Raw genomic sequence first — 24,217 nt, forward strand, 5'->3', positions numbered from 1 at the left:
TGTATGGTCATTGGAATCAGGGATGCACGGTTTATCTGGATGAAGACGGACTGATATCTGATTTTTTATGGGTCTGAATGGCATTCAGTACAGCATAGGCTGCCCGGATCCGTTCTGTATTGGGAATCCTCTTATTCATCAGCATGATCAGTCCAATTTTTTGCTCAGGAATAAACACGATATAAGCGCCGAAGCCGTTAGTTGATCCTGTTTTATGGTAAATTTTCGGTCCGTTACTTTGCTCAGTAATTTTAATCACAGGATTCGCTTTCATCACAATCTGTTCTGAATTACTGTCCAGCAGGGTCTGCAGTGAAGCCGGCCAGGCAAATGCTTCCCATCCAAGTGCCTGTGTCATTTTACCGAGCTGAAAGTACCCCTGATGTGTTGTGAGCAGTGCCTGGCGAATATGAGTGGCATAATGTTCCGGCTGAAGATTGGCCTGTAGGAATTGCAGCATATCCGGCAGGGTCGATTTAACTCCGTAGGCCTGCGCATCGAATGCACCGGCACTGACACGAATTGGCTGATTCTGTTCATCATAGCCATAGGCATAGTTCATTTGCTGATGTGCAGGAATATCAATATAAGTCTGTTTTAACTTCAGTGCAGGGAAAATATTCTTTTGTAGCAGTGCAGAAAACGACGTGTTCATGGACATTGCACTCAGCTGACCGAACAAACCGATACTGGGATTGGAATATTGGCGATAATGGCCTGGCGGATCTTTCACTTTCCATGTTTTAAAATATTGCAAAGCCTGCTGATCTGTCTTGATTGCATCAGGAAATTGCAGAGGCAGATTTCCGCTGGTATAGGTGGCCAGTTCCAGCATGCTGACCTGGTTGATCTGACTGTTTGTTAAGGCAGGCCAATAGTGACCGGCGGTCTGCTGAAAGGATAATTTACCCAGGCTGTGAGCATAAGCACCGGTGGTTGCAGTAAACAGTTTACTGACGGAACCCAGTTCAAACAATGTCTGGCGGGTTACCGGTAAATGCTGCTGCCGGGATCTGACACCATAGTAGTTCTCATATTTTTCCCCTGCATCAATGATGCCTATTGCCATGCCGGGCACATCATAATTTTTCATCAGGGGTAGAAAGTACTGATTGACCCTGGCCTGAATGTATTGATGCTGATCAGAGACAGCATGAGCAGCCTGACTGATGCAGCTTAAAAAAATCAGTGAAACCAGCAATTGTCTGCTGTTTAAAAACATAAGTTAGGCCTGTTGTCAGGAGATGATTGTTTTAATCATACAATCGATAAATGCCACTGAAGCGTTCGCAGCCTTTCTGGGTGGTCTGTACGATTAACATGGCTTTCTGGAAATTCATCTGATATTTACAGTCATGTTCATTGTCCACAATCTCATTCTTTTTTTCCGGAGTGGTATAGGCCAACAGGGAAACAGCCTGAGTCTCCATGCGATTATTCGGGTTCCGGTAGGCCAGTCCTTCAATTTTAATACGGTCCCGGGTCAGCTGATGCACCTGCAAATACGCCGGTTGTGCAGCAATTACCCCATTTTCGTATTTCAGAAAATGCTGCGTCAGGCTCTGGTTCATGGAGGTATAAAAATTCAGGTCTTCCAGACGCAGGTCTAATTGTTGTTGCAGGCAGCTGCTGTTTTTACATTGTTGCAGTCGTTTAAACCACAGGGCATGGGTATCATTCAGCAGATGAGTCGGTGCATCTGTCACCAGCCAGGCGGTCAGATATTTTTCATTGAGTTGCAGACGCAAATCTTCCAGCCCGGGCGCGCATAATTGATTGAGGATTTTTGATGAAACCGGGGCATCGCACTGGATCGGCTGTGCATGGGAAACACTCATCCCGGCAATACTGATCAAGGTGTTCATAAACAGGACTGAAACGATGTTTTTCATCAAATTAATTTCGGTTTTCAACAGCATGATCGCTTATACTTTCATAATGTCTGCATGGGTACTATAGCGAAATCGCAAGTATTTATACAACATTTTCAAATTTAAAATCTGTAAAAGGAGTCTCAGGTGATGCTACCAATCCGTATTGGACAGGGAATGGATGTACATGCCTTTGAAGCAGGAAATTTTGTCACACTGGCGGGGGTTCAGATTCCACATACCCAGGGGCTGAAAGCACATTCCGATGGTGATGTGGTACTGCATGCACTTTGTGATGCATTACTGGGGGCGCTGGCGCTGGGGGATATTGGTCAGCATTTCCCAGACACCGACCCACAATTTAAGGGCGCAGACAGCCGGACATTGCTTCGGCATGTTTATCAGCTGATTCTGGATAGAGGCTATCAGCTCAACAATGCAGATATTACGGTTGCCTGTGAGCGGCCGAAACTTGCTCAATACCATCTGGCGATGCGGCAGAGCATTGCCGATCTGTTCAATGCAGATATTACCCAGATCAGCGTTAAGGCGACCACGACTGAAAAACTCGGTTTTACCGGACGTCAGGAAGGTATTCTCTGTACAGCGACGGTGTTGATTGTGCATCATGATCCGAAGCCATAAAACAATAAGGTCTGAGGGATAACTCCCTCAGCTCAGATAAAATGATCCACATGCATGAGCGATTGCTGCAGTTCCCGGGTGGCTTTTCGCCCCTGAAGCTGTAAGGCGACTGCATGGATCAGTCCGGTCCAGGTTTCATTGGGTTCCCATATCTGCTGCATGAGTTCATGGGCGGCGGCCTGGTCCATATCCATATAGTATTGCCGGTACAGATACATCAGACTACTGACACGATAACTCTTGGCGCAGTGCAGCCATATGGTTTTTTCCTGAACCAGATGATCAATCATATCCAGAATGAAAAGACACTGATCATCTGCCGGAGTCTCCCATAGAATGGGAACCTGAATATAGTTCAGGCCTATTTCCACACAAATTTTATCTTCATTGTCCAGTCGTAGATCGGCATCTGAAAAGGCCAGATTAATTACCGTATCCACACCGTATTCCCGGATCTGTCGGAACTGGTCAGCAGATGGCTGTGCAGAAGTCAATAAATGTGAATGCACAAACTGAAAACCGGGAATCCGGGTTAACTCGTTTTCAATATCATTCATAAATTTCTAATCAGCCATTCAGTAAAAACGCCATCCGGGATGGCGTCGGAGCAGGTTTTATCGATCGGCCAATACAGTCTTTAAGGCAGCATCCATATCCAGCAGGACTTTTTCTGTGGTTTCCCAGTCAATACAGCCGTCTGTCACAGATTGACCATATTCCAGATCACATAAATTTTCAGGAATATCCTGACGGCCACCCTTGATATGGCTTTCCACCATAATGCCAACAATGGATTTATTGCCGTCCAGAATCTGTTCGGTAATGTTTTTCAGTACCAGCGGTTGCAGGTAGGGGTCCTTGTTGGAATTGGCATGACTGGCATCAATCATGATTTTGTTACTGACTTTGGCCTTGGCCAGTGCATTTTCTGCTTCTGTAACAGAACCTGCATCATAGTTCGGTTTGCCATTGCCGCCACGTAAAACAACGTGTGCATATGGGTTTCCCTGAGTCCGGATAATGGAAACCTGCCCCTGATTGTTCAATCCCAGGAAACTATGTCCATGCTGGACGGATTGCATGGCATTGGTCGCAACTGTTAAACCGCCATCCGTACCATTTTTAAAACCGACCGGAGAGGACAGCCCGGAAGACATTTCACGATGTGTCTGGCTTTCCGTGGTCCGTGCACCAATGGCTGACCAGGAAATGAGATCCTGATAATACTGTGGTGAGTTGGGATCGAGTGCCTCTGTGGCACAGGGTAAACCTTTCTCATTGAGTTCAAGCAATAACTTACGCCCAATCCGTAATCCCTTTTCAATATTAAAGGAATCGTTCATATCCGGGTCATTGATTAAACCTTTCCAACCAATGGTGGTCCGTGGTTTCTCAAAATACACCCGCATGACAATATAAAGTGTGTCCTTCACTTTTTCGCTGAGGATTTTTAAACGATCCGCATAATCATGTGCAGCAACCGGGTCATGAATGGAGCAGGGACCAATCACCACAAACAGACGTTTGTCTTTGCCATCCAGAATATTGCGAACGGTTTCACGTCCCTGCAATACGGTCTGGTAAGCCTTTTCATTCAGGGGTAATTCAGCTTTGAGTTCAGCCGGTGTTATAAGTGGCTGAATGCTTTGCACATTGACGTCATCAATGTCGGAGGAGGCAAGAGAGTTCGAATTGAGTGTATTCATTGCTGTCACTGGTATGGGATGCTACAGAATTATTTTCAGTTGCCTGAATATAACATGATTTGTTCCTGGTTTTTGTGATCAAACCGGTTTTAAACGGCGATATTTACATATATTTCATTGTTTCCAGTTCAGCTGGCGTGGCTTTCAGACAGATGACTGACTGCAACAGCCGTTTGAGGTTTTTCAGCAGGCTTGCTTTTAACCGGATGCAGGATGAAATTTAATCCCAGCGCCAGCAGGGTAATGCCCAGAATTCTGCGGATGAGTTTTTCCGGCATCCGGGAACTGATCAGTGTGCCGATCACAATTGCCGGTATTGAGCCTGCCAGTAACCAACCGAGTAAAGTAAAATCGACATTTCCCGACGACATATGCGCAAGCCCGGCAACGGAGGTCAGTAAAACTGCATGTACAACGTCGGAACCGATAATCCGGATCATGGGCAGATTGGGGAACATGATAATTAAGGCCATAATGCCGAATGCACCGGCACCGACTGAAGACAGGGTTACAAATACGCCCAGCACTATACCCATGATCAGCACATAAAATCTGCGTTTCCCGGTGAAATCCTGTGCCTGCTCAGGGTTCAGCTGTTCACGGTTTCTGAATTTATTAAAAAACTGTTCAATCCGGCCTCTGAAAATAATTGAAAAGCCGGTCAGCGTCAGCATAAAACCGAGGACCGTCGTGAGGACTGCCTTATAATGGGTGGATTGGCTTAAATAATGATCCAGCACCCAGTGCGTTATAAAGGATGCCGGAACACTGCCCAGGGCCAGCCAGATGACAATGGGCCATACAATGTTCAGTTTTCTGGCATGCACCAGTGAACCGCAGAATTTGGAAATTGCGGCATAGAGCAAATCTGTACCAATGGCAATGTGGGGTTCGATCCTGAACAGACTGATCAGAATGGGGGTCATCAGTGAACCGCCACCGACGCCTGTAATTCCCACACAAAAACCCACCAGTACACCGGCTAAAATAAGTTCAACTGGACCAACCATGCTGCATGCCAAATATGAAAAAACCCGTATATCTTATGATTTTTTCAGATAAGTGTTTGTCACGATTGCTGATTTACTTATGCAAAAAAGTGCTAAAGAAAATGAATGTGCTGCATTGATCTGAGCTGTCAGGTTTTAGCGCCGGGGCTTTATTTTCTGTTTTAAATCATTGACAGATAAAATCAGCAGCAGCAAAAACGGTGTTAAAAAAACAAACAGACTGACCAATCCGATGCTGCGGCCATAGCGGCTCATCAGTAAGCCTGTTGAAATAAGCAGTATCAGCCAGGCGATCCAGCGGGTCAGCTGACGGTGAGTGGCCAGCAGATACCATTTTGATTGAAGCGTGCCGGCCAGCTGTTTCTGACTGACCATAAACAACAGATAACAGGCAATCATCATGAGCGGAAAACAAAGCAGTTGTATACTCATGATTTCTCCTGAACGGCCTGTTGCTGCATCTTTTTCAGTATTTTATTTCGTGTTCTGATTTGAATGGGTGCCACCTTCTGGTGTAAGAATATAGCCAGCACTGCAAAACCTAAAATCATCAGGTCCACTTGCAGAAATGCCCCATATTGACGAATATTCTGAATCACCTGGTTATCCATCAGCGTATACAGATTAAAAAAGGGCAGGCAGATTGCCATCACAATAAAAATCTTCAACTGACTTTGCCATAGATATTGCTGCCGGGTGACAAGTGCCAATATCAGACTCAATAGCCAGCTCATAAAAAAAATGTAAATTTCATAATTTGGTCCATTGGCCTGAACCGTGATCATTCTGTTGCTGTACAGATAACTCAGCATGGCAATTGGCAACCCGACAAATGTCGCAATATTCAGCCTGTTCACCAGATAATGTCCAAAATGAAAGGTCTGCTGTTTATGCTGCAGCTGACGTTTCAGACTCCAGAGCAATAAGCCTGAAGCAATCATCAGACAGCCCAGTAAGCCGGAAATAAACAGCGCCATGCGTAACAGGGGCTGCGCAAAAGTCGCGGTATGCAAGCCATAAACCCCGGCATTCAGGGTGGCAATTGCACTGGTGTTCCGGGTATTGGCAAGTGTTGTTCCGGTAATGGCATTAAAGCGGATCTGTGCCTGATCTTTGGTGATGGACTGGTCTTTCAGTTCAGTCAGGGTGATCTGAGCATTGCTGGTATTGGGATTCTTTACAATAATATTGCTGTACTCGGTATGTCCCCATTGCTTCTGGGCGGCTTCAACAAAATGCAGGATTGGCAGCATCCGGGCCGGATGGGGTCCGGACGCTGCCGGTTGAACAACGCTGCGGATCTCCTCAAAATACTGAAAAGGCTGATCCGGATATAGTTTTTTCATTCCCCATGGGAAAAAAGTATAAAAAAGAATGGCAATCCCGGTAAAGGTAATGGTCAGAAAAAATGGCAGCGCAATCACTGAGCTGACATTGTGAAAATCGAGATAGGAACGTGGTCCCTTAAACGCTCTGAGGGTAAAAAAATCAGCAAAAATCTTTTTATGAGTGATGATGCCTGCAATCAGAATAATCAGCATCATGATGGCAGCAAAAGTCACAATCATCCGGCCCAGCATGATTGGGATGCCGGTCAGCTGGAAATGAAAGTTATAAAAGAAATCACCCCCCTGAGTGGCAGAGAGGTTTAGCTCCTGTCCTGTACGGGCATCCAGGGTCTTTTTATCATAGCCACCATCTGCTTTTTGCCAGAAAATATCATTCACCGGATGTGCCGGCGTGGCAATATTGATATACCAGGTCTGAGCATCTGCTGCATTTTTTTGCAGATATTGACTGGCCGTCTGAATAGCCGCGGGCTGGTTCACCTGTATGTCGGCAAGTTGTGGTTGCATCCATAGACTGATGTCATGCCGATAATAGGATGCACTGCCCATCAGGAAAATGGCAAACAATAACCAGCCAAAGACCAGTCCGAGCCAGCCGTGTAACCATGCCATGGATTGACGAATGGATTTTTGCATGAATTAACCTGTAAATCTGAACAGTACAAACAGCAGCGCACACAAGCAAACGCTGCAAACCGTGAGTTTAAGCAGTGAATGAATACAGAAGCTTGTAATGACAAAAGCCGCATAAAATAAAATGGCAATGCAGGCTGCGAGAAAAATGGCTTCAGCGTTGCCCAGCAATCCGGAGAACAGCACAGTCAGACTCAGTGTCAGAAAATAAGTGCATGCATACCCCAGTACGAAGGCGATCATAAAACGCCAGGTTACGGCAAGTGGGTATGGAATGTTTCTGGGCATCATGATCAGTATGTTTAACTCAGTTCAATGAAGTGGATTAATATTCAAAATTCATCGCCATACTATAATTGGCCGATGGTCCATAAAATGCCTGCCCGTCAGGGAAGCTGTATAAATATTTCTTATTGGTGATATTGTTGCCATTGACCTGCAAAGTCATATGATCATTGATGTCATAGCTTGCCATGACATTGACCAGTGCGTAGGCATCCTGCTGAATGGTCCCATTGATATCCGGATCAGCATGATCGACAGCAAGTTTAATGGCATCCTGCCATTGCAAGCCTGCACCCACTTTCAGGCCGGGTAGTACAGGTACGCTGTAAGTGGCTGACAGATTAAGGGTCTGGTTCGGGTTGTAGCTTCGTGCTTCCCCTCCATTTTTCATATCTTTCATACTGAACTGGGTATAACCCAGAGATAAATTGAGATGATCTGTCAGTTGTCCGGCCAGGCCTGCCTCGACCCCCTGTGAGCGTAAATCACTGATCTCATAGGTGCGGTTTATTGGCGGGCCATCTGAACCACGCAGTGGATAATTGCTCTGTTCAGTTCTGAATATGGCCAGATTGCCGGTCAGCTGGTCGTCCAGCCATGCACTTTTAATACCCATTTCATAGCTTTTGCCTTTAATGGGAGCTGCAACCTGTCGGGTGTTCTGGTCGATGGTGGTTTGTGGCCGGAAAATAGAGGTATAACTGATATATCCGGTATATTCAGGGGTGAAGTTATAGGTTATACCGGCATAGGGCGAGACTTTGCTTTCATCATAATCCATTGCAGCGCCATAACTGGAGCCCTTACTGCTGGCCTGCACATAGTTTGCGCCCAGCAGTAATTTTAAATCATCATTCAGATGCAGGCGTGTTGCGGCGTACAGGGAGTTGACTCTCTGCTGATAGTCAGCGGCATCACCGAATTCTGACCAGCTGACGGACTGTGGCGTCCAGCTGGCCCAGTTCGTGGTGGTCGAATTCATGACCGAAGGGTCATCAATTGTGCCGGAAGTCTGCTGATCATGCTGTTTATTCTGTATGTAGCTGTAACCCACAGTTGCTTCATGCCTCAGGCCAAACAATTCATAGCTTCCCTGAACATTCAGGTCTGTAAAATGTTTTTCCTGCTTTTCCTGACCGCCCCAGGCGGTCAGTGATACACCGGAACCGTCTGTTGCCGGGTAGCCATCGTAATAGAGTAGTCTGCTGTTGTGTTCAGTATCCGTATAATTATAAGTCAGTTTTGCTGTCCAGTAATCATTCAGCTGTTGTCTGAGTTCCAGAAAAGTATTTCGGGTGTTGTTGTCCCAATGTGTCCAGTCCGGATTCGGGTTGTATTTACGGTCATAGCTGAGTTGTTTGCCCTCTGCATTCAGCAGGGGTAATGCACCCCAGTTATTGGCATTGGGTTTGTTTTTTTGCTGACTGTATCTTGCAGTGAACAGGGTGGTATCGCTTAGATCTGCTTCAATAACGCCTGCGAAACCATTTTTTTCTGAAGTATATCGATCCAGATAAGAGTCACCGCTTTGTTCATAGCCCATAATCCGGCCACGCACACGCTGATCAGCCGTCAGTGAACCGGACACATCAGCCTGATAACGCTGGGTATCCCATGAACCATGACTGATTCCGGCATTGGCCCGTAACTCCCGGGTGGGACGCTTACGGATATAGTCAATTGTAGCGCCTGGATCACCAAAGGTATTGGTCAGGGCATCAGCCCCCTTAACCACTTCAACCCGGTCATAAAAATAAGTATCAGGGTTGGTATTGTTATAATTTTCTCCACTTGCTGCCGGAAAACCAGTTCCATCGGTCAGCAGGTTGGAAATTTCAAAACCGCGCGCCATATAAACCGTCCGCTCAGTTTCCTGGTTGCTGACAGTAACCCCCGGTGTATTTCTGAGCACATCCCGGGTATTGTTCAGCGCAAAGTCATTCATTTGCTGGCGGGTCACCACATTGACGGTTTGTGGGGTTTCCTTAACCGCCAGTTTTAACTTTGATGCACTGCTGGAGTTTTTGATTGTATAGGCTTTGCTTGCTTCAGAACGCTGATCTTCAGATACTGAGGTTGCCTGAATTTTAATGGTTGGTAAATTCTGTAGATCTTCAGCCTGAGCGTGATGGATGTATAGCATGGCCAGACTGATCATGGACAGTCTGAAATAAGGGCGTGTAAAAGCGTTGGGCATCGGGTGGTCTGAACAGAAATGATTATCGTTTATGATATTATGCAGCTGCTGTGCTTGCAACTGTTCAATCATCAATATTTTAAAGGTTTAAATGAACTGAAAATCATTATTTTATTTTTAATCAAAAATATAGCTCACTCAATCACTAAAATTCGTGACTATTGGAAATACCGGTAATGATGCCGGGATATGCTAAAATGGCCTGAATGCTGGGCGGGGATATAAATCTTGCAAAATCGAAAGCTTAAAATTGGTATGGTGGCGGGTGAGGTATCTGGAGATACGCTGGGCGCAAAATTGATCCGCAGTTTTCGGGAGCAGGGAATTGATGCTGAATTTGAGGGAATCGGTGGCCCTCAGATGATTGCGGAGGGGTTCAAAAGCTTTTATCCAATGGATGTACTCTCGGTGATGGGCATTGTCGAGGTTTTGAAAGACCTGAAAAAACTGTTTGCCGTGCGGGATGGCCTGGTGGCAAAGTGGACGGCTCAGCCGGTGGATCTTTTTATTGGCATTGATGCGCCGGATTTTAATCTGCGTCTTTCCAGAAGTATCAAACAGAAAAATTTACTCATCAGGACAGTACAATATGTCAGTCCATCGGTATGGGCATGGCGTCAGGGGCGTGTGCATGGCATTAAGGCCAGTATTGATCTGGTACTCTGCCTGTTTCCATTTGAAAAAGCGTTTTACCGGAAATTCGGGGTTGCTGCTGCATTTACAGGACATCCGCTGGCCGGGCAGTTGCCTTTGCAGAATCCGGTGGATCAGGCGAAAAAAGCACTGGGCTTGAATGCAGATCAAAAATACATTGCTCTATTGCCCGGCAGCCGAAAAGGAGAAATTGAACGGCTTGGACCATTGGTACTGGACGCAGCGCATATTATTCATCAGCAGCATCCCGAATATGAATTTTTGATTCCCGCCATTAATGATGCGCGTAAACAGCAACTACAGGCCCTGTTAAAAACGTATTCCGCCGAACTGACCGAAAAAATTCATTTAATGGAAAATCATAATACTGATTCCGGTATTGGGCGCCAGGTAATGGATGCTGCCAGTATTGTTGCACTGGCTTCCGGGACTGCAACACTGGAGGCGTTATTGCTGCACCGTCCAATGGTGACTTTTTATAAGCTGAACTGGATTACCTATATCATTGCAAAACTGATGGTGAAAATTCAGTATTATTCTTTGCCGAATATTATTGCCGGTAAGAAAGTGATTGCCGAGTTAATTCAGCAGGATGCGACTGCAGAAAAACTGGCGACTGAAATTGAAAAATTGATGGACATTGAAACTGCCCAGATTCAGGTGATGCAATTGCTGACCATGCATAAGCAACTACAGGCGGAAAACAGTGAAGATCCTGTACAGGCAATTCTGGATTTGCTTGATCACCAGGCTTCAGGTTCTGATCTTTAATTCATAACCGGTATATTTGCGGATATTGATGACGCCACTGTCCAGCATCAGATACTGGCCCTTAATGCCCATTAATTTGCCCCGGATGATCGGTGTTTTATCCAGGTTATGTGATTTTATTTTCTCAGGATATTCGCTGACCGGATAAATAAATTCATACGCCGATTCATTTTCAAGCAATTCAATATTTTCATCAAACTCTGTGTGCTGGCTGAACTCATCACGGATGGTCTGAATTTCAGGGGCAAAGCTTTTGACGAGTTCATCCCGTATTTCAGGCAGATTTACCGGTTCTGCTTCACCTTTCAGCAGTTTACGCCAGTCGGTTTTGTCTGCCACCTGAGCTGCAAACATGGTTTCCAGATGGCCGGATAAACGACGGGAACCGACTTTCATAATCGGAAGGGCCTGGGTTGCACCCTGGTCCAGCCAGCGGATCGGCATTTGTCCCAGGCGGGTAATTCCGATTTTCAGAGCGCTGGAGTTTGCCAGGTAGACAATATGCGGTTGAAAGCAGACTTCATGGGCAAAACTATCTTCACGGCAGGTGCCCAGATGATAATGACAGGTCTCCGGTTTCATTATGCACATGTCACAGGCTGCTTTGGTCTTAAAACATTTAAAACAATGGCCCTGTGCATAGGATTTTGGTGTTTTCACGCCACAGGAAACACAATAAATATTGCCGGTCCATTCCAGTTCAATTTGCTGGCCGATCTGTATCGGCAGGTCAGTTTCTGCACGATCCAGCACAAATTTATATTCAACATTTGCTTTGTGAGTTTGCTGATCAGTTACACTAGGGTTTTTAAGACCTGCATGCATTTTATGGCAAATGCCCTGTAGTTCCATGTTTTAATTACTCACTTAAAATAAAGGTGCAGTTATGGCTGAGCAAAATGTCATTACATCCATGCTGGATGATTTATCAGCTGAACAGCCCGTGACCACTGCATTATGTATAGGACAGAATCTGTCACAGTACAAAACGCATCATTCAATTCAATGGCAGTATTTTAACTTAACTGAATTTTTAAATCTGCCTTTTATGCAGCGTTATGATCTGGCTTTTGTATTATTCAATACAGAAACGCCGGTTCATGCTGACCAACAGATGAAATCACAGGTGATTGTTAAACTGCGGGACCTGATGGCAAAGCGGATTGTGGTGGTCTGTCGGTTGCAGGATGAACAGTTGTTACGTTCGCTGGGTTTTACTCAGTTGATTGATAAAACAACGCATGACGCGGATTTTGCATTATGGCAATTTAATATTCTCACTTACAAGCATGTTCCGGACTGGCTCAACGCCAGGTTCTGGGCCAATCCGGAGAATTGGAATAAATTTCGCTGGTAAAAATGAACAGGGACTGATGATCGTCCTTGCAAAAATAAACAAATTGAATTTTGGAAAGTGAACTGAATCTCAGTATGCTGTAGGACGATGTTATCACTCTGATACAAGGAAAATTCATGACAAATTTAACAAATATTGTGGAAATCCTGGCAAAGCAGGCTTTGGGGGGACAGCAGCAAGCACCACAGGGCGGCGGTCTGGGCGGAATTTTAGGTTCGGTGTTGGGGCAGGTCAGTGGTGGCCAGTCGCAACAGGGCGGACTGGGTGGTATTCTGGGGTCGGTGCTGGGTGGTCTGGGGGGAACTCAGGGGACTCAGCAACAGGCACCGCAGGCAGGTGGTCTGAATGCTCAGTCCTTACTGGTTGCAGTCGTTCCACTGGTCCTTGGCTGGATTCAGAGCCAGGGCGGATTACAGGGTGCTCTAAGTAAACTACAGGGTGCAGGTCTGGGTGGACAGGTTCAGAGCTGGGTGAGCCCGGATCAGGGTAATACCAGTGTACCTGCTCAGCAGATTCAGGGCCTGTTTGATACTCAGCAGGTGGAACAGGTCGCACAGCAGGCTCAGGTACCAACCCAGGAAGTCTACGGGGCAATATCTTCTGTACTGCCACAGGTGATTGACTCACTGACACCACAGGGTGATGCAACTGATCATGGCGAGGCCAATGGTGATATTCAGAATGTATTGAATATGGTTTCCGGTTTTTTAAAATAAGAACTGAAGCCATCACTCAGGAAACCCCGACGCAGTTGAACTGAGTCGGGGTTTTTTATGATCCTTGCAATGGTAATGCAACGCAGTTTATTTCTGGATAGCGTGGCTCGGAATCAGTGACAGGCTTTTACTGAAATGCATCCTTACGCAGCTGTTCCAGTCGCTGCTGATAAAGCTGTTGCCATTGCTGCTCTGGCATCTGATTCTTTGACTGAGCCATCTCCTGTTTCAGCTGACTCAGTCGTTGCTGATACTGATCCACCTGTTGTTGTTGTTGTTGCAGCTGCTGATCACGTTTTTCCATATGGGCAATTTCAGCAGCGTCAAAATATGATTCACGCAACTGACGGGTAATCTGTTGTCGCTGTGCTGCATCATTGACACCGACCAGCGACAATTGCAGGGCCTGTTCATATTGAACAGTCTGACTTTCGGCCTGAGGGTCAATGCTGAACTGCTGCTGCAGGTGGTTTAGCTTTTCCAGTCGCTGTTGCTGTGGCATCTGAGCAGCCTGTTGCATCAGATCATTCACTGCAAACTGATAGTCTGCATTGTGATGTTCTTCAGAAAACCCAAGTGCGGCTTCCTTTGCGCCAAGCAGTTGCTCACGCAATTTCCACAGTGCATCATAGCGCTGCTTCGGATCCATAGAGGTTGACATAATGGTCGACTGCATTTTCTGCTCATAGGCAGGCAGGCGTTCAACCAGTTTCAACATGGTTTCAGCAAAAGCCTGATCAGGATATTGCGCCAGTACCTTTTTCAGCAGATTCTGACATTCTGTCTGGTCCGGGCAAATATCCTGAAGGGCGTTCAAAAAAGCGTAAATATTACCTGGTTTCTGCTGAAACTGTTTAAGCCGATCATGAATCTGTTGCTGTAACTGCTGAGGTGAAAATTTATTTTCCATGGCAGATGCATTCGCATGCTGTGAGGTTGCTGCTGCCCCTGATAGAGCAGCGGAGGAAGTCTGTGGTGCCGGAACCGGCGTAGATGAAGTACTCTCCATCCACACTCCTGTGATCATACCCACCAGTCCAATGGCAATAACGCCCATCCAGAGAGGTTTCATCGTATTGCCTGTGTTTAAAAGTTAAAATGTCCCATCACCGAAAAGTGATCTGATAAATCCCATACCATGAACAATGGGTCAGCTGTTGAACGCAGAACCCGCACATCATTGCTGGATTTTACTGGTTGCCGATGTGTATTGGATGACAGAACATAATCCAGATATTCCACTTCAGTGCCACCGGAGCCCGGGGCCGTGGCCAGTTTATTGACCCGTGGATCAAAGGTGGATGCAGTATAACCGGTACTGACAGGTGCTGTGGCATTCAGATTTTTCAGCATGGATGCATAGTCATCCGGCCATAGTAGTTTGTTGACGTTCAGATCACCGCCGATCAGCACGGCATCAAAGTCTGGAATCTCTTTTGCATCAATGAAACTGCGGATCTGTTTGAATTGTTTCTGACGTAAATCACGAGCTTCTGTGGTATCAAAAGACGCTGTATGGGTTCCTGCCACATGATAGGCCTTACCATCCTTGATGATTTCAGCATAAATCACGCCTTTATTGGCAAAACAGTCGGTACCACTGCATTCCGGGTAAATATAGTCAGAGGTATTGGCAATCGGATAACGACTGACAATCACCACGCCACTGTCAAATACGTTGAACCCACCTTTTGGAATATGCGTCTGGTAAGGATATTCATCACTGAGCGCACTGAGCAGATCGGTACGTTTTGGTGCAAAGGCTTCTTCAAAAACAATGGCATCGTAGCCTTTTAAGTGCTTCGGCAGTTCGTTCAACCGCTCATCAATTTTAGATGCAACAAGAGGCAGCGCATAGATGTTATATGCAAGTACCTTAAATTCATTTTTGTCTGTTGAAACCGGTTCATTTACAGTTTTCTGGTGAATGGTGTAATGAAAATCATCATAACCCCAGGTGAATTCAGCCTTAAAAGCCATTTCTGAAGCTTTCTTTAAGTACTCGGTATCATAGCGATGAACATCACGATCACTCATCCACTCAGAGGAAAAGTCCTTGCCTTCAGCAGCATGCTGAATATTACTGCCTGTCCATGTACCGGTCATGCTCTGTTTCAGGGTAACAGTTGAATCACCGGAAGTCAGTGTGGTGTCAAAATTATAGGTTGTCCCGGATTTCAGTCCCTGATAACGGTTAAAATGTAAGATTTTTTTCGTTTCATAAGGACCAATCTCGGTAACGTCCTGGCCCCATTGGCTGCCCTGTTCCAGTGTCTGGCCATTGCTGCTATGTCTGACGCTGACTGACACTGTTTCCGGTGTAGTATTGGTGACATAAACTGAAGAGTCTGCGAGCGCCTGTTGTGCGGTGAATATACCTGCAAATAAGGCGAGTATTGCAGCTGCCTGCTTTAAAAAATTCATATTTTGATCACCCGGTAATTTTTAACGCCTCTGAACTATTTTCATTCTGGTGCTGAAAGTCAGCAATGTATGGAGGCTTGTCTGATTTTGTCCTGTGTTGTTTGATTAAGGATGTGGAACCCTGGGGTTTAATTCTTAAAAAGCAACAGGAGTGGTTAGCTGATGATAAAGATGGTTTGTTTAAGAATTGTGATCTGAGGTGCAGATAAAGCCAGAAAAATAGGAAATGATCTGACATGCAGAAAACTGTCAGGCTGATTTTGACGAAAGTACCGACATCATATGAGTGATTTCAACAGTGAATTGGAAATGGAACAGAACATTAACAGTGGGTACGGTTACAGACAATTTGCCGGTTTGGGAATTCCGGCCAGACGACTGAGGTGACGGGCAACCAGTCCGGTTTTAAATTTTTCCTGTAAAACGGCGTTATTTATTTCAGGATGAACAGATTTCATCAGAAATTTAATCAATGGTCGTGTGGCAGGAGAATGTCCAAACTGTGTATAAAACTGACGGACTGCCTGCAGGATTTCCAGATGCCAGGGCGTCAGCTGTAATTCCAGGCTGTCTGCCAGTTGCTGGGCAATGTCTTCATTCCAGCAGGTGTAGTCGATCAGATGACCTTCCTGATCCAGTTCCACATTCATAACAGCACCGCCTGAATAATAACCAAAAATAAGGTTGACAATTATCGCCTGCCATACAGCATTATTTTAAACTGATACAACGTCTGAAATTAAGTACCAGTGTTGCAAATTCAGCATAATTGATTGATTGTATATGAGGTGGCAGGGGAGTGACCCGTATGACTGCATCCGTTTCCAATACGTAAATATGGTTTAAATGCATGATTCGATTGTCGTCAGCATAAAGTACTGCATCACCCATCAGGACAATGGCATCATCCGCTGCGTGAATCTGCTCAAGTTTTCTGAGCATGCCATCCGTGGCGTTAAAACCGGACTGAATTAAATACAGGGTGGGTTCAGACATATGACAAGACTCAGTTTACCAATATAAAACATGATCGAAAGATTGAATCAGTCCACTGTTAAAGTCGACAAACTCAAGCGGTTGCTGTGATTTGAGTACAAAACTGTCATTGCGGTGTTTATTTTCAATCAGAATGGGAGTCAGATCATAAAACTCGAAACTGTCCACCAGATTGGAGGCAACCTTAAAGGCCTGTTGTACTGGATCAAAGGGTAATCCCGGTTTTAAAAGACTGAGTGCGGCATCCTGCAATAAAACCCTGACTTCATTGCCAAAAGCAGCAAGCACCATAATTGCAGACAGGCTTTCATGTACCTGTAAACTGTTCAGGTTGGGCTGGGTCAAAATGACGAGTACAGTTTTCAAACAATTTTCCTTTGAATTGCAACAGTCTAAAAAAAATAGCGATTTAGAATTGAATCAAACGCTCACAGGATTGAATTGCGTCAGCCAGTTCGCCAAGGCCAGTCAGTTCAAAGCCCTGAGCAAGATTATGGGTGGCTAGCTGATGTCGATGTGCATTTTCCTGATCAGTGATACCACGGGCCAGCGCAGCACTGACACAGACGGGCAAACGGATGGACAGTTCCTGCCACTCCCGGGTCAGATCCCGCTGGTCATCCGGTAACCATTGCAAATGACTGGCAACAGAGGCAGCATCCTGGTAGAAGAATACACGAAAATCTTCCTTTTTCTCTTTCAGCGCCTGTGCAAGTCCAAGTGCATGCCAGGCATGAATTGAAACAGGTGCAGAAGTGATCAGTAACAGAGTGCTCATGTAAACTTCGCTTAAGACAGACGCACACTTATGATGCGTGATGAAAGTTTGATAACAGGTAGGTAGTATACAATGATTTTAGTGACTGGTGGTTTAGGCTTTATTGGCTCGCATATGGTGTTAAGCCTGCTTGCCCGGGGCCAGGAGGTTGTTATTGTTGACAACTTAGCCAACTCCAGTTTACAAACTTTGGAAAGACTTGAATATATTGCAGGTATGTATATTCCATTTGTCAAAATTGATATACGCAACACACCGGCTTTAAATAAGGTTTTTGAACAGTATTCCATCGATGCCGTAGTGCACTGTGCCGGTTTTAAGGCGGTGGAGGAATCCCGGCTCAAACCACTTGAATATTACAATGACAATGTCAGCTGTATCATGAGTCTACTCCGTGCCATGCAACGTACCGGAATCCGTAATCTGGTCCATATTTCAAGTCTTACCGTGTATGGTCAGTCCAGTCTGGAATTACAGGAAGAGCTGGCGCTGAATTACACCTATCCGAATCCGTATATTAAATCCCAGCAGATGATGGAAGAAATTATCCGGGACACCTACAAAACTGACAGCGAATGGCGCATTGCCATATTAAGGGTGGCCAATGTCGCTGGTGCCTTTGAAAATGGCATACTCGGCGAACTGGTCAGTCCCTTGCCTAAGAATATTGTGCCACTGGCCATGCAGGTGGCGGCGCTGCAAAGGGAATATATTGAATTGCAGCAACACGCAGACAATAAAGACCAGAGTGCAGAGCGCAGTTTTGTGCATGTACTGGATGTCTGTGAGGCAATTCATGCCGCATTTTTCTGGTTACAGGAACAGCAGAATGTCTGTGAAAGTTTCGATATCAGCGGCGAAGTTACCTCTATTGCACAATTGCTGAAATTGACCACACAGGTTACCGGAACCGAAATTAAAACGGTCCCGGCAGCTTACGAATTTGAAGAAATGGCTCAACTGGGCTCAATCAGTGAAAAATCACTGAATGTCCTTCAATGGAAAGCCCGGAAACCATTGAAACAAATGATTGAAGATGAGTGGCGCTTTTATCAGAACATGCTGAATTTCAGCTAGTTTGATAATGATAATTATTTACATAAACAACCGCTTTGATTACTATCTAATAACATCCGCGATAGCAGTTACAGGGACTTCTGATAGCCTGAATGAGCTGTCAACAGTTGCTGTATCAGACCTGCAATCATCTTAGTTGAAAGCAAGTATTTAAAAGCAAGAGGTTGATATGCAAACACGTATTGAACATGACACCATGGGAGATGTGGAAGTTCCCGGTGATGCAATGTGGGGCGCACAGACTCAGCGTAGTGTTCAGAATTTTAAAATTGGTCATGAGCATATGCCACGTCCAATGATTCGTGCCATGGGCCTGGTCAAAAAGGCCGCTGCAATCGCCAATGCTGAGTTAAAGCAGATCCCGGATGAATTATCCGGTTATATTGTGAATGCAGCCGATGAAGTCATTTCAGGTCAGTGGGATTCACAGTTTCCACTGGTGGTCTGGCAAACCGGTTCCGGTACCCAGAGTAATATGAACTGTAATGAAGTGATCGCCAATATTGCCAATCAGAAGCTGGGAAACCCACTGGGGTCACAAAAACCGGTACATCCCAATGATCATGTTAACCGTGCTCAGTCCACTAATGACTCCTTTCCCACGGCGATTCATGTTGCAGCGGCCTTACAGATGAATGAGCTGTTGATTCCGGCGGTAACCCAGCTGCGTGATACCCTGAATCAGAAAGCTGAGGAATTTAAGGATATTGTCAAAATCGGCCGGACTCATTTACAGGATGCCACGCCACTGACGCTGGGACAGGAATTCAGCGGTTATGTTTCTCAACTGGATCATGGTTTAAAACGACTGGATCAGGCATTGGTCTGGTTATATGAGCTGCCACTGGGCGGTACCGCAGTGGGCACCGGATTAAATGCACATCCCGATTATGCTGAAAATGCAGCAGCGCAACTGGCAAACCTGACCGATTTACCTTTTATTACTGCACCGAATAAATTTGAAGCACTGGCTGGGCGTGATGCCGCTGTATTTGCCTCCGGCGCTCTGAAAACGCTTGCTGCAAGTCTGAATAAGATTGCCAATGACGTTCGCTGGCTGGCTGGTGGTCCACGCTGTGGTCTGGGAGAGCTGCATATTCCAGAAAATGAACCCGGCTCAAGCATTATGCCTGGTAAAGTTAATCCGACTCAATGCGAGGCCATGACCATGGTAGTTGCTCAGGTGATGGGCAATGACACCACCATTAATATTGCCGGAGCTTCCGGTAATTTTGAACTGAATGTATTCATGCCGGTGATTGCCTACAACCTGATTCAGTCCATCCAGTTACTGGGGGATGCCTGCAACAGCTTTAATGAACACTGTGCGGTGGGTATTGAACCGAATCGGGAAAAGATTGATTACTTCCTGCATAATTCACTCATGCTGGTGACAGCGCTGAATCCGGTCATTGGTTATGAAAATGCAGCAAAAGTTGCAAAAACGGCCTATAAGCAGGGCAAAACCCTGAAAGAAGTGGCTGTTGAACTGCAACTGGTGACAGCAGAGCAATTTGATGAAGTGGTGAAACCGGAGAAAATGGTTTATCCGAACGTGAAATAACCGCAGCTTTGCAATAAATAGCAGGCAATGGTTTTTATCCTGGGTGTATATGCGTACAATACGCCCAGGTTTTTGATGAATGATATGATTATGCTGGATGTATATTTGACGGATGTTCAGGACACTGTGCAGTTTAAGGACTATCCTGGTGAGCACCCTGTTAAATTTATTCTGAATTTTAAAAAGATTTTCCCCAGTGTTATGGAACTGCTGCTGCCGGTTTTACCCGCAGATGAAGATCTGGAAAACATGGGCTGGGAGTCAACAAGTCAGGATTTTGAAACCTTTAAGAAACTGCTGAGTGGCTGGGGTGTGATTGAATTACGCTTACAGGCGATCAGTCAATACAAAGACCGGAATTTTGCAGATCAGCTGGTGAAACAGGCTCAGGCAAAGCGTCAGCAGTTTTCCAGTCAGCAGATCCATTTAACCACGGTGGATCTGGATTATTTATTCATGCATGAAATTCATGGACTGATTGATGCCGAACTGGTGAATCTGGGGGAAAAGTTCTATCTGCCTGTACTGCGTGATTTATGGAAAGATGAAGTTTCTGCCAGTGTATTGCATGCCCGGTTTTAATGGGCCTTTGTCAGACAGTTCAGTGGTAGACATGCACATGCGCTGTCCTGCTCAGTGAGAGCGATGTAAAAAGCGCAGATAAGAATAACAAACAAAAATTATGGTAACTGTCATATTAATATGGGACATGGCGTTTTATAGTCATGAAGTCATAAACCAAAAAGCAGGGTAAAAAAATGCCAGATACTTTTCAGACTTTAATTGAAAACCGTCGTTCCATTTATGCCATTGGAAGAAAACTGAAACAGAGCCCTGAACAGCTCACAGAAATTATTGAAAATGCCATTGTTCATTCGCCTTCAGCGTTTAACTCCCAGACCTCCCGGGCAGTCCTGTTGTTTAATACAGAACATGAAGCGTTCTGGGCTGCAGTCTTTGATAAGTTACAGGAATTTTTACCGACGGACGAGGCCAAAGCAGGCACCAAAGGTAAAATTGACAGTTTTGCTGCCGGTGTCGGGACAGTTTTGTTTTTTGAAGATATGGATGTTGTAAAATCGATGCAGGATCAATTCCCGCTGTATGCTGAAAACTTTCCAGTATGGTCTGAACATTCAACAGGTATTGCACAATTTGCAGTATGGACTGCATTGGCTGAGAATGAAGTCGGTGCATCCTTACAGCACTACAATCCGATTATCGATGATTATGTTCATGAAAAATGGCAAATTCCAACCAGCTGGAAACTACGCGCTGAATTGGTATTTGGTTCAGTTGAAGCACCGGCAGGTGAGAAATCCTTTATTGACAATGCTGCACGTTTTAAAGTTTTTAAATAACAGCAACATCAAAAACATTCAGATTGATTCCATTGAACCACTGAAACCTACAGTTCAAAGAGCGTCCTTGAATCCAAAAGGGATTTTTCCTGATTTTTTGCAGGTATCATCTGTCCTTAGTACATGATTCTTTATTTTCATCAATGTAAGGTAGGACGCCTCTTTTGTCTGTTGCGAGAATGGCATAGTTATCCAGGTTAAAGACTACAACTAAAGACATAAAAGTGCCGATATATAGGAATTATTTGATTATAATTTAACAAAATAATCAGATTTTGATAAATAAAGGCCTATAGTCAAACCACCTAATTATTCATACACTTGATTTTATTCAAATTTTCAAAGCAAAATGTGGCAATGAAAGCTTTTTATAATCAAACAACCCATTTCCTCATGCAATTGATTTAATTTAAAATATGAATCAAGAGAAATTATATTCATGTGTATGAGTTTTTTGACAGGTTGACTATAAAAATGGGCGGCTATTCAGAACGCTATAATCGAACCGTACATTATAGCTGGCTGAGTAAGCATTTATTTGATACTCTGGATGAAGTACAGGATTATGCGACTCGGTGGTTGTGGCATTACAACCATGAAAGACCACACCAGGTAAACAAAGGAAGGCCACCTCTGATGGCTGCTTAATCCTTACTTTTAACTTCGGTTATTTACGGGAGGATTACCGATCCAATTAATAAAATCATTTATGTTTTTTAAGGGGGAATGGATTTTCCTCTTCTCAGGATAATTTCAATATATTTCATTACAACGCAAGGTGCGTTCACATTTCAAAGGATTGATTGAGTCATGTTTAAACAACTAAGCTTCTTCGGTTTAAGTTTATTTTTCGTCGGAACGACAACTTCTATACTTCATGCAGCGGAACCAATTAAACAGTCACCTAATGTCATGATTATATTGGCCGATGATTTAGGTTTTTCCGACATCAGTGCGTATGGAAGTGAAATTAAAACTCCGCATATAGATAGCCTGCTTAAGCAAGGCAAAATGCTCTTCAATTTCCATGCATCTTCCATGTGTTCACCAACCCGAGCCCAACTCATGACAGGTGCTGATAACCACGTGGTAGGTTTAGGAGCAATGTATGAAACATCTAAACGTCAGGAAGCTGTTGTCGGAGCCGATAGTCCACGCTCATTGTTAAAAATAGATGGTTATTCAGGACATTTAACTCAAAATGCCTATACGATTGCTGAAATGCTCAAGACCAAAGGCTATTACACCTTTATGGTGGGCAAATGGCATCTGGGCTATGCTCCAGAACAGAATCCGAAAGCACGTGGTTTTGACCAGTCATATGCTTTGATGGATGGTTTTGATGTACACTTCAAAAATCAACCAGAAAACTATCCACGAACTACGCAATATACTGAAAATGGGCAAAAAGTCACTCTGCCAGCGCATTATTATTCTACTGATTATTTCACTCAAAAAGCACTACAATATTTGGATAAAAATCAATCAGGCAAACCATTTTTTGCCTATCTGGCATATACAGCCCCACACTGGCCAATTCAGGCTCCGGAACCTTATCTCAATATGTATAAGGGTCAATATGATCAAGGTTATGATGCAATTCGCAAGCAACGCTTTGAAAGACAAAAAAAACTTGGTCTAATTCCACTGAATGCTGAGTATCCGGTCGAACGTGGCAATCAGGCATTTTCGACCAAAAGCTGGGAACAATTAACGCCTCAGGAGCGTAAATACGAGGCCCGAAAAATGGAAGTTTATGCGGGTATGGTCAAACAACTGGATGACCGTATTGGTGATGTGATTGGCTATCTCAAAAAAAATCATCAGTATGATAATACTCTGATTGTCTTTATGTCTGATAACGGTGCTGAAGGAGGAGATTACAATTTCCCAATGGGTGATGCCGATAACCGTTATGAAAATATTGGAAATGCAACATCTTATGTCTATATGGGACCACGCTGGGCAGAAGTCAGCAGTACCCCCTTCACCTATTGGAAGTCTGCTGCATCTGAAGGAGGCGTACGTGTCCCTCTTCTGGTCAAATACCCATCACAAATTTCTAAAGATCGGGGGATCAATAATAACTTTGCTACTGTGAGAGATATTTTCCCAACCGTCATGGAACTTGCAGGCATTCAAGCGAAGGATATTTACTCAACCACCAGCAAGAAAATCAAACCATCTGGTTTTAGTCTATTTCCAGCCTTAAAAAGCAATACAGCACGCATTCGTCCTGTCAATTATTACGACTTCAAAGAGTTACATGGTAGCCGTTACGCTAAAAATGATGAATGGAAACTGGTTGAAAATTCACCATCAAAATTTAAAAGTCATGGCTGGGAACTTTACAACCTGGAAAAGGATTTTAATGAGCAACATAATGTTTATAGTCAACATCCTGAGTTGGTCAAACTTCTGCGCGAAAAATATCTCAAATATACCCAGGAAAATGGCGTAGTCGATTTTGAGCAGTACATGAAAAAATAGAATGAATATGATGAAAAAAGGCCTTCTGCTTTCATCATTTATCCTCTTGTCTGGCTATCAGAAACGGCTCTGGAAGAAAATGTTCCACCTCAACCTGGCGATACTACTCAATGTGCCATCTATTCAGGTCTTCCAGAGTCGGCCTTGCCAATGAGGCAGGAATGGTGCAGCTTACTGAAGGAAAGATGCTTCCCGGCACCACACACAAGGCTATGATGATGAGCGATCATTTACAAATAAACTCAGCTCGATTCAGCCATTTAAAGGGAAACACTATCAGGATTTTAAGTATTTGAAATTTTGTTGTTTGATACGGTCATTAAAATAGCGGAT

General features: G+C 44.7%; 24 protein-coding genes and 1 pseudogene. 10 read left to right on the top strand and 15 right to left on the bottom strand.

Translation table 11 applies throughout. The features are described from left to right. Positions 1–31 precede the first annotated feature (31 nt). On the bottom strand, positions 32–1,222 hold the full coding sequence (gene ampC, locus ACT6PV_RS06520) for a class C beta-lactamase (RefSeq protein ID WP_445115617.1): 1,191 nt from the start codon (positions 1,220–1,222) through the stop codon (positions 32–34). Between the two features lie 31 nt (positions 1,223–1,253). Beyond that, a complete protein-coding gene (locus ACT6PV_RS06525; RefSeq protein WP_445115618.1) occupies positions 1,254–1,919 on the bottom strand; it encodes an A1S_1983 family putative colistin resistance protein in 666 nt (221 codons plus the stop codon). 99 nt (positions 1,920–2,018) lie between these two features. On the opposite strand from ACT6PV_RS06525, the gene ispF reads away from it, so the two are divergent. Continuing rightward, positions 2,019–2,516, top strand: a complete 498-nt coding sequence (gene ispF, locus ACT6PV_RS06530) for a 2-C-methyl-D-erythritol 2,4-cyclodiphosphate synthase (RefSeq protein WP_445115619.1) — start codon at positions 2,019–2,021, stop codon at positions 2,514–2,516. A 32-nt stretch (positions 2,517–2,548) separates the two neighbouring features. Here the strand turns inward: ispF and ACT6PV_RS06535 are convergent, their stop codons facing one another. The 6 genes from ACT6PV_RS06535 to ACT6PV_RS06560 form a co-directional block, all read right to left on the bottom strand. Beyond that, positions 2,549–3,073: a protein tyrosine phosphatase family protein gene (locus ACT6PV_RS06535; RefSeq protein ID WP_445115620.1), complete on the bottom strand. Its 525-nt coding sequence runs from the start codon at positions 3,071–3,073 to the stop codon at positions 2,549–2,551. 57 nt (positions 3,074–3,130) lie between these two features. Further along, on the bottom strand, positions 3,131–4,222 hold the full coding sequence (locus tag ACT6PV_RS06540) for a 3-deoxy-7-phosphoheptulonate synthase (RefSeq protein ID WP_445115621.1): 1,092 nt from the start codon (positions 4,220–4,222) through the stop codon (positions 3,131–3,133). Between the two features lie 128 nt (positions 4,223–4,350). Next, positions 4,351–5,232 carry a sulfite exporter TauE/SafE family protein gene (locus tag ACT6PV_RS06545; protein ID WP_445115622.1) on the bottom strand — a complete coding sequence of 294 codons (882 nt, stop codon included), beginning with the start codon at positions 5,230–5,232 and terminating at the stop codon, positions 4,351–4,353. A gap of 135 nt (positions 5,233–5,367) precedes the next feature. After that, complete coding sequence (locus ACT6PV_RS06550) at positions 5,368–5,664, bottom strand: DUF1634 domain-containing protein (RefSeq protein WP_445115623.1); 297 nt, start codon at positions 5,662–5,664, stop codon at positions 5,368–5,370. Continuing rightward, positions 5,661–7,217 carry a PepSY-associated TM helix domain-containing protein gene (locus ACT6PV_RS06555; RefSeq protein ID WP_445115624.1) on the bottom strand — a complete coding sequence of 519 codons (1,557 nt, stop codon included), beginning with the start codon at positions 7,215–7,217 and terminating at the stop codon, positions 5,661–5,663. The genes ACT6PV_RS06550 and ACT6PV_RS06555 overlap by 4 nt, the downstream gene beginning before the upstream one ends. Before the next feature lie 322 nt (positions 7,218–7,539). Beyond that, entirely contained in the window at positions 7,540–9,696 is a 2,157-nt protein-coding gene (locus ACT6PV_RS06560; RefSeq protein WP_445115625.1) for a TonB-dependent siderophore receptor, read from the bottom strand. Positions 9,697–9,924: 228 nt separating this feature from the next. Between ACT6PV_RS06560 and lpxB the strand changes: the two genes are divergently transcribed. Beyond that, the gene (gene lpxB, locus ACT6PV_RS06565) at positions 9,925–11,121 is read left to right on the top strand and encodes a lipid-A-disaccharide synthase (protein WP_445115626.1); all 1,197 of its coding nucleotides are present in this window, start codon (positions 9,925–9,927) and stop codon (positions 11,119–11,121) included. Here the strand turns inward: lpxB and ACT6PV_RS06570 are convergent. Further along, positions 11,104–11,973: a DUF2797 domain-containing protein gene (locus tag ACT6PV_RS06570; protein ID WP_445115627.1), complete on the bottom strand. Its 870-nt coding sequence runs from the start codon at positions 11,971–11,973 to the stop codon at positions 11,104–11,106. The two genes, lpxB and ACT6PV_RS06570, sit on opposite strands and share 18 nt — an antisense overlap. Before the next feature lie 34 nt (positions 11,974–12,007). Here ACT6PV_RS06570 and ACT6PV_RS06575 point away from each other — a divergent pair, with 34 nt between their 5' ends. Together ACT6PV_RS06575 and ACT6PV_RS06580 are read left to right on the top strand one after the other, a co-directional pair. Next, positions 12,008–12,478, top strand: coding sequence for a DUF6231 family protein (locus ACT6PV_RS06575; RefSeq protein ID WP_445115628.1), 471 nt, complete (start codon positions 12,008–12,010; stop codon positions 12,476–12,478). 116 nt (positions 12,479–12,594) lie between these two features. Continuing rightward, on the top strand, positions 12,595–13,194 hold the full coding sequence (locus ACT6PV_RS06580) for a YidB family protein (RefSeq protein ID WP_445115629.1): 600 nt from the start codon (positions 12,595–12,597) through the stop codon (positions 13,192–13,194). Positions 13,195–13,321: 127 nt separating this feature from the next. Here ACT6PV_RS06580 and ACT6PV_RS06585 read toward each other — a convergent pair whose 3' ends face one another. From ACT6PV_RS06585 to tusD, 6 genes are all read right to left on the bottom strand, one after another. Beyond that, on the bottom strand, positions 13,322–14,266 hold the full coding sequence (locus ACT6PV_RS06585; protein ID WP_445115630.1) for a lipase secretion chaperone: 945 nt from the start codon (positions 14,264–14,266) through the stop codon (positions 13,322–13,324). A gap of 14 nt (positions 14,267–14,280) precedes the next feature. Next, a complete protein-coding gene (locus ACT6PV_RS06590) occupies positions 14,281–15,618 on the bottom strand; it encodes a sphingomyelin phosphodiesterase (RefSeq protein WP_445115631.1) in 1,338 nt (445 codons plus the stop codon). A 338-nt stretch (positions 15,619–15,956) separates the two neighbouring features. Further along, on the bottom strand, positions 15,957–16,268 hold the full coding sequence (locus ACT6PV_RS06595) for a TusE/DsrC/DsvC family sulfur relay protein (protein WP_445115632.1): 312 nt from the start codon (positions 16,266–16,268) through the stop codon (positions 15,957–15,959). Between the two features lie 61 nt (positions 16,269–16,329). Continuing rightward, a complete protein-coding gene (locus ACT6PV_RS06600) occupies positions 16,330–16,614 on the bottom strand; it encodes a DsrH/TusB family sulfur metabolism protein (protein ID WP_445115633.1) in 285 nt (94 codons plus the stop codon). A 15-nt stretch (positions 16,615–16,629) separates the two neighbouring features. After that, positions 16,630–16,980: a hypothetical protein gene (locus ACT6PV_RS06605; RefSeq protein ID WP_445115634.1), complete on the bottom strand. Its 351-nt coding sequence runs from the start codon at positions 16,978–16,980 to the stop codon at positions 16,630–16,632. A gap of 43 nt (positions 16,981–17,023) precedes the next feature. Next, positions 17,024–17,392, bottom strand: a complete 369-nt coding sequence (gene tusD / locus ACT6PV_RS06610; protein ID WP_445115635.1) for a sulfurtransferase complex subunit TusD — start codon at positions 17,390–17,392, stop codon at positions 17,024–17,026. Between the two features lie 72 nt (positions 17,393–17,464). Between tusD and ACT6PV_RS06615 the strand changes: the two genes are divergently transcribed. The 6 genes and pseudogenes from ACT6PV_RS06615 (at position 17,465) to ACT6PV_RS06640 (ending at position 23,884) form a co-directional block, all read left to right on the top strand. Continuing rightward, the gene (locus tag ACT6PV_RS06615) at positions 17,465–18,469 is read left to right on the top strand and encodes an SDR family NAD(P)-dependent oxidoreductase (RefSeq protein WP_445115636.1); all 1,005 of its coding nucleotides are present in this window, start codon (positions 17,465–17,467) and stop codon (positions 18,467–18,469) included. A gap of 169 nt (positions 18,470–18,638) precedes the next feature. Further along, on the top strand, positions 18,639–20,033 hold the full coding sequence (gene fumC, locus ACT6PV_RS06620; protein ID WP_445115637.1) for a class II fumarate hydratase: 1,395 nt from the start codon (positions 18,639–18,641) through the stop codon (positions 20,031–20,033). A gap of 90 nt (positions 20,034–20,123) precedes the next feature. Beyond that, positions 20,124–20,615, top strand: a complete 492-nt coding sequence (locus ACT6PV_RS06625; protein ID WP_445117048.1) for a hypothetical protein — start codon at positions 20,124–20,126, stop codon at positions 20,613–20,615. A gap of 176 nt (positions 20,616–20,791) precedes the next feature. Further along, complete coding sequence (locus ACT6PV_RS06630; RefSeq protein WP_445115638.1) at positions 20,792–21,394, top strand: nitroreductase family protein; 603 nt, start codon at positions 20,792–20,794, stop codon at positions 21,392–21,394. 483 nt (positions 21,395–21,877) lie between these two features. After that, a pseudogene (locus tag ACT6PV_RS06635) lies at positions 21,878–22,042 on the top strand (integrase core domain-containing protein); the annotation flags it as partial. 162 nt (positions 22,043–22,204) lie between these two features. Beyond that, complete coding sequence (locus ACT6PV_RS06640) at positions 22,205–23,884, top strand: arylsulfatase (protein ID WP_445115639.1); 1,680 nt, start codon at positions 22,205–22,207, stop codon at positions 23,882–23,884. Positions 23,885–24,217: the final 333 nt, after the last annotated feature.

The organism is Acinetobacter sp. WZC-1 (assembly GCF_052544965.1).

Coding starts and splice junctions, on each gene's coding strand:
- ACT6PV_RS06555 (WP_445115624.1), bottom strand. CDS start 7,217: ATGCAAAAATCCATTCGTCAATCCATGGCATGGTTACACGGCTGGCTC.
- ACT6PV_RS06540 (WP_445115621.1), bottom strand. CDS start 4,222: ATGAATACACTCAATTCGAACTCTCTTGCCTCCTCCGACATTGATGAC.
- ACT6PV_RS06640 (WP_445115639.1), top strand. CDS start 22,205: ATGTTTAAACAACTAAGCTTCTTCGGTTTAAGTTTATTTTTCGTCGGA.
- ACT6PV_RS06630 (WP_445115638.1), top strand. CDS start 20,792: ATGCCAGATACTTTTCAGACTTTAATTGAAAACCGTCGTTCCATTTAT.
- ACT6PV_RS06625 (WP_445117048.1), top strand. CDS start 20,124: ATGCTGGATGTATATTTGACGGATGTTCAGGACACTGTGCAGTTTAAG.
- ACT6PV_RS06560 (WP_445115625.1), bottom strand. CDS start 9,696: ATGCCCAACGCTTTTACACGCCCTTATTTCAGACTGTCCATGATCAGT.
- ACT6PV_RS06600 (WP_445115633.1), bottom strand. CDS start 16,614: ATGTCTGAACCCACCCTGTATTTAATTCAGTCCGGTTTTAACGCCACG.
- ACT6PV_RS06595 (WP_445115632.1), bottom strand. CDS start 16,268: ATGAATGTGGAACTGGATCAGGAAGGTCATCTGATCGACTACACCTGC.
- ACT6PV_RS06580 (WP_445115629.1), top strand. CDS start 12,595: ATGACAAATTTAACAAATATTGTGGAAATCCTGGCAAAGCAGGCTTTG.
- ACT6PV_RS06570 (WP_445115627.1), bottom strand. CDS start 11,973: ATGGAACTACAGGGCATTTGCCATAAAATGCATGCAGGTCTTAAAAAC.
- ACT6PV_RS06575 (WP_445115628.1), top strand. CDS start 12,008: ATGGCTGAGCAAAATGTCATTACATCCATGCTGGATGATTTATCAGCT.
- ACT6PV_RS06585 (WP_445115630.1), bottom strand. CDS start 14,266: ATGAAACCTCTCTGGATGGGCGTTATTGCCATTGGACTGGTGGGTATG.
- fumC (WP_445115637.1), top strand. CDS start 18,639: ATGCAAACACGTATTGAACATGACACCATGGGAGATGTGGAAGTTCCC.
- ACT6PV_RS06615 (WP_445115636.1), top strand. CDS start 17,465: ATGATTTTAGTGACTGGTGGTTTAGGCTTTATTGGCTCGCATATGGTG.
- ACT6PV_RS06545 (WP_445115622.1), bottom strand. CDS start 5,232: ATGGTTGGTCCAGTTGAACTTATTTTAGCCGGTGTACTGGTGGGTTTT.
- ACT6PV_RS06525 (WP_445115618.1), bottom strand. CDS start 1,919: ATGCTGTTGAAAACCGAAATTAATTTGATGAAAAACATCGTTTCAGTC.
- tusD (WP_445115635.1), bottom strand. CDS start 17,392: ATGAGCACTCTGTTACTGATCACTTCTGCACCTGTTTCAATTCATGCC.
- ACT6PV_RS06550 (WP_445115623.1), bottom strand. CDS start 5,664: ATGAGTATACAACTGCTTTGTTTTCCGCTCATGATGATTGCCTGTTAT.
- ampC (WP_445115617.1), bottom strand. CDS start 1,222: ATGTTTTTAAACAGCAGACAATTGCTGGTTTCACTGATTTTTTTAAGC.
- ACT6PV_RS06590 (WP_445115631.1), bottom strand. CDS start 15,618: ATGAATTTTTTAAAGCAGGCAGCTGCAATACTCGCCTTATTTGCAGGT.
- ACT6PV_RS06535 (WP_445115620.1), bottom strand. CDS start 3,073: ATGAATGATATTGAAAACGAGTTAACCCGGATTCCCGGTTTTCAGTTT.